General features: G+C 68.5%; 5 protein-coding genes and 2 pseudogenes. 6 read left to right on the plus strand and 1 reads right to left on the minus strand.

All coding sequences use genetic code 11. The features are described 5' to 3' along the window. The 6 genes and pseudogenes from NI18_RS16655 to ribH form a co-directional block, all read left to right on the plus strand. On the plus strand, window positions 1-435 hold a 435-nt coding region (locus NI18_RS16655; protein ID WP_157840569.1), incomplete at its 5' end, for an energy transducer TonB. Between the two features lie 103 nt (window positions 436-538). Then, a complete protein-coding gene (locus NI18_RS16660; protein WP_031396092.1) occupies window positions 539-886 on the plus strand; it encodes a hypothetical protein in 348 nt (115 codons plus the stop codon). Window positions 887-888: 2 nt separating this feature from the next. Then, window positions 889-1,865 (plus strand): annotated as a pseudogene (ribD, locus tag NI18_RS16665) (bifunctional diaminohydroxyphosphoribosylaminopyrimidine deaminase/5-amino-6-(5-phosphoribosylamino)uracil reductase RibD). Then, window positions 1,865-2,506 (plus strand): riboflavin synthase, encoded by a 642-nt coding sequence (locus tag NI18_RS16670; RefSeq protein WP_037531591.1) that lies wholly within the window; start codon window positions 1,865-1,867, stop codon window positions 2,504-2,506. Before ribD ends, NI18_RS16670 begins: the two are co-directional and overlap by 1 nt. Then, on the plus strand, window positions 2,496-3,659 hold the full coding sequence (ribB, locus tag NI18_RS16675) for a 3,4-dihydroxy-2-butanone-4-phosphate synthase (protein WP_037531593.1): 1,164 nt from the start codon (window positions 2,496-2,498) through the stop codon (window positions 3,657-3,659). Before NI18_RS16670 ends, ribB begins: the two co-directional genes overlap by 11 nt. After that, window positions 3,659-4,081, plus strand: coding sequence for a 6,7-dimethyl-8-ribityllumazine synthase (ribH, locus tag NI18_RS16680; protein ID WP_031440486.1), 423 nt, complete (start codon window positions 3,659-3,661; stop codon window positions 4,079-4,081). Before ribB ends, ribH begins: the two co-directional genes overlap by 1 nt. Window positions 4,082-4,131: 50 nt before the next feature. Here the strand turns inward: ribH and NI18_RS25225 are convergent. Next, a pseudogene (locus NI18_RS25225) lies at window positions 4,132-4,382 on the minus strand (hypothetical protein); the annotation flags it as partial.

Consider the following 4,382-nt stretch of genomic DNA (forward strand, 5'->3'; position numbering starts at 1 on the left):
CCCGCCGATGCACCGGTCCGGCAGGTGCCGACGCCGGCCACCGAGGGGTTCGAGGTTGTGCCCGACCCGCTGCCCTTCAACCCGCCGATCGACGTCGTCGGCACGGGCACAGGCAGCGTGGCGGTCGATCCGCCCAAGCCGTCGCCCCTGTTCGTCCAGCCGGGCATCGACCCGCGCTATGCCGCGGATTTCCAGCCGGGTTATCCGTCCGAGGAACGCCGGGCCGGGCGCGAGGGGCGAGTCGTCCTGCGCGTGCTGATCGGCGCGGACGGGCGCGTGAAACAGGTCGAGCGGGTCACCGCCACCAGCGACGCCTTTTATCGCGCGACGCTGGACCGGGCGCTGACGAAGTGGCGGTTCAGGCCAGCGACGCGCGACGGGGTCGCGGTCGAAGCGTGGAAGACGATGAACCTGTCGTTCGTGCTGGAAAACTGAGCCGCGGGCGACGACCCGCCGCAAGGATGGGCCTGCAGGTCGGCCCCCCGGGTCGTCGCCCAAGGTACTGGCCTTGGGGGGCCTGCATGCCTATCTTTGCGCGATGGGCTCTTTCAGTCGTTTCTCGCCGGTCCGCGCCTATCGCGACCTCCGCCTGTTCCTCCGGGGCCGGCAGCCGTACGAGCTTGGCTTTCTTGCGCTGGCGATGCTCGTCACGGGCTTCCTGATCTACGCCTTCTCGAAGGACAGCTATGCCGAGCGCGAGTATCGGCCGAACATCGTCTATGTCGAGCAATGGCCCGCGGATCGCACCGATGCGCAGATCGTCGCGCAGCAGAAGATCGACGCGCCGATCAAGGCCGCGCGCCTGGCTGAGCAGAAGAAGCGCGAGGAGGAAACCCGCGCGTCGTTCAAGCGGATGGACGACAAGCTGAAGGCGCTGGGGATCTGACCATCGAATCCGGCCGGTTTGTCGGGGCAGCGCTGGCGCTAGCTGCGCGGGGACGTGGGCGGACGGCACCCAACCCTTGTGTCGGCTGCGTGATCGTCTCGGACGGGCGCGTCGTCGGGCGCGGCTGGACGCAAGCAGGCGGTCGGCCGCATGCCGAGGCGATGGCACTGGCGCAGGCGGGCGCGAAGGCGCGGGGAGCCACGGCCTATGTGACGCTCGAACCCTGCGCGCATGAATCGCTGCGCGGGCCGGCATGCAGCGACCTGTTGATCGCGGCGGGCGTGGCGCGGGTCGTCGCGGCGTTGCAGGATCCCGATCCGCGAACCGCAGGGCGCGGGTTGGCGCGGTTGCGCGACGCCGGGATCCGCGTCGAGACGGGTGTGCGCGCGTCGAGGCGCGACGGTCGATGGCGGGGTTCCTTACACGACTCGCTCGCGGTCAGCCGCATGTCACGCTGAAGCTTGCGACCTCGCTCGACGGCTGTATCGCGATGGCGGACGGGTCAAGCCGCTGGATCACCGGGCCACAGGCGCGCGCGCATGCGCATCTCGAACGGAGTCGGCACGAGTCGATTCTGGTCGGGCGCGGGACGTTCGAGGCGGATACGCCGCGACTCGACGTGCGGCTGGCCGGGCTTGAATCGCGGGCACCGCGCCGCGTGCTGCTGTCGCGGACAGCGCCCGATGCGGACGCGGGATGGCACGTCATCGCCGATCCGCAGGATATTGCGGCCCTGCCCGGCGACCATCTGCTGGTCGAGGGCGGCGCGGCCGTAGCGTCGGCGTTCCTTGCCGCGGACCTGGTCGATCGGCTGCTGCTGTACCGCGCGCCGATTCTTATCGGGAACGGCCGGCATTCCATTGGCGACATTGGTCTCGGCGATCTTTCCAGCGCGCATGGACGCTGGTCGATCGTCGATTCACGGCAACTTGGCAGCGACCGAGTCGAGGTCTACGAGCGCGAGCGAAACGAGGGATAATGTTTACCGGAATCGTCACCGACATCGGCACAATCACCAGCGTGGCGCAACAGGGCGACACACGCGTGGTCATCGCGACCGCCTATGATCCCGCCACGATCGACCTGGGCGCGTCGATCGCGTGTTCGGGCGTCTGCCTGACCGTGGTCGACAAGTCCGCGGGCGGCGACGGGCCGCACTGGTTCGCGGTCGACGTCTCGGGCGAGACGATCAGCCGCACCGCGCGCGACCAGTGGACGCAAGGTCGCCCGCTCAATCTCGAACGCGCGATGAAGCTTGGCGAGGAGCTGGGCGGGCATATCGTCACCGGCCATGTCGACGGGCTCGGGACGGTCGTGTCGGTGGTCGAGGAGGGCGGATCGCACCGCGTCACCGTCCGCGCCGGCGCGGACATCGCGCCGTTCATCGCCGCCAAGGGATCGGTCACGATCGACGGCGTGTCGCTGACCGTCAACACCGTCCGCGATGTCGACGGCCCTGATGGGAAGAAGGCGGTTGAGTTCGGCCTGAACATCATCCCGCATACCTGGGGCGTGACCACGCTCGGGACGATCGAGACGGACCGGACGGTCAATATCGAGATCGACGTCCTTGCCCGCTATCTCCAACGGATGGAGCATTACCGTGTCAATGCCGGCTGAACGCAGCGCCGAACTCGGGCGCCTGAAGCATGGATATCTGTCGAGCCCCGAAGAGATCATCGACGAGGCGCGCAACGGCCGGATGTTCATCCTGGTCGATGACGAGGACCGCGAGAATGAGGGCGACCTGGTCATCCCCGCGCAGATGGCGACGCCCGAGAAGATCAACTTCATGGCGAAGTTCGGTCGCGGGCTGATCTGCCTCGCGCTGACCCGAGCACGGACAGAGGAACTTGGGCTCGAGCTGATGAGCCGCAACAACGGCACGCGGCACGAGACCGCGTTCACCGTGTCGATCGAGGCGCTCGAAGGCGTGACGACGGGCATCTCGGCGGCGGATCGCGCGCGGACGATCGCGGTGGCCATCGATGCGACCAAGCAGAAGGCGGACATCGTCACCCCCGGCCATGTCTTCCCGCTCGTCGCGCGCGACGGCGGCGTGCTGATCCGCGCCGGGCATACCGAGGCGGCGGTCGACGTCGCGCGGCTGGCCGGATTGAACCCCTCGGGCGTGATCTGCGAGATCATGAACGAGGACGGGACGATGGCGCGGATGGACGACCTCGTCACCTTCGCGCAGTTCCACAATATCAAGATCGGCACGATCCGCGACCTGATCGCCTATCGCCGCCGCTACGACCATCTGGTCGAGAAGCGCGCCGAGGCCAGGTTCACGTCCGAATGGGGCGGCGACTGGACCGCGCTGACCTTCTGGAACAAGGCGACGGGCACCGAGCAGGTCGCGCTGGTCAAGGGCCGGATCGACCCCGCCAAGCCGACGCTCGTCCGGATGCATGCGCTGTCGCCCTTCGCCGACATCTTCGGCGAATCGGGCGATCGCGGCCGGATCCTGGCACGGTCGATGCAGATGATCGCCGACGAGGGCGCGGGCGTGATCGTCGTCATCAACCGGCCGCGCGGCAACGCGTTCACCTCTGCCGTGCTGAAGAAGGCAGGCGCGGAGATCACCCCGGACATGGAAGAGCTGCGCGACTACGGCGTCGGCGCGATGATCCTGACCGAGCTCGGCGTCCATGACATGGTGCTGATCACCAACACCCACCACACGCTGGTCGGGCTCGACGGCTATGGCCTGTCGATCGTCGGCGAACGCCCGATCGCTCCCCTCGACACCGAAAAGGCTCCCAACTGATGGCGCATATCCTGATCGTCGAAGCGCGGTTCTACGACCATCTGAACGACCTGCTGATCGAAGGCGCGCGCGCGGCGATCGAGGCGGCGGGGCACAGCCACGAGACGATCACCGTCCCCGGCGCACTCGAGGTGCCCGGCGCGATCGCGCTGGCGGCCGAGAGCGAGACCTATGACGGCTATGTCGCGCTGGGTGTCGTGATCCGCGGCGAGACCTATCATTTCGAGATCGTCGCGGGCGAGAGCGCGCGCGGGATCATGGCGCTGACGATGGACGGCCTGCCGATCGGCAACGGCATCCTGACCACCGAGAACGAGGCGCAGGCGCTCACGCGTGCGCGCCCGACCGAGGGCGACAAGGGCGGCGGCGCGGCGAAGGCGGCGCTCGCGATGCTGGCGCTGAAGGACCGCTTCGTCGCGTAGGATGCGTGGGCGTTCGGACGTCCGCCCTCATCCACCCACGATCGCCCTGGTCATTCCTCGGGAGTGTCGCGCAGGGCGGCCTCGACCTCTTCGGCAGTGATTCCGAACGCGGCGGCCAGCGCGGCGATCGACGCGCCGCGTGCGGCGAGCGTGCGGATGCGGGCGGGGTCGACGATCGTCGTATAGCCGCGGGTGTCGCGTTCGGTCTTCGTCTCCTCGCCGCTGCGCGCACGCGCGCCCGAGCGGCGGCGCTTGGCGATCTTGAGCGCTTCCTCGTCATTGGCGGGCGGCGCGTGAGGCG

Origin of the sequence: Sphingomonas sp. Ant20, from assembly GCF_000783375.1 — a bacterium.
Lineage (GTDB): Bacteria > Pseudomonadota > Alphaproteobacteria > Sphingomonadales > Sphingomonadaceae > Sphingomonas > Sphingomonas aerolata.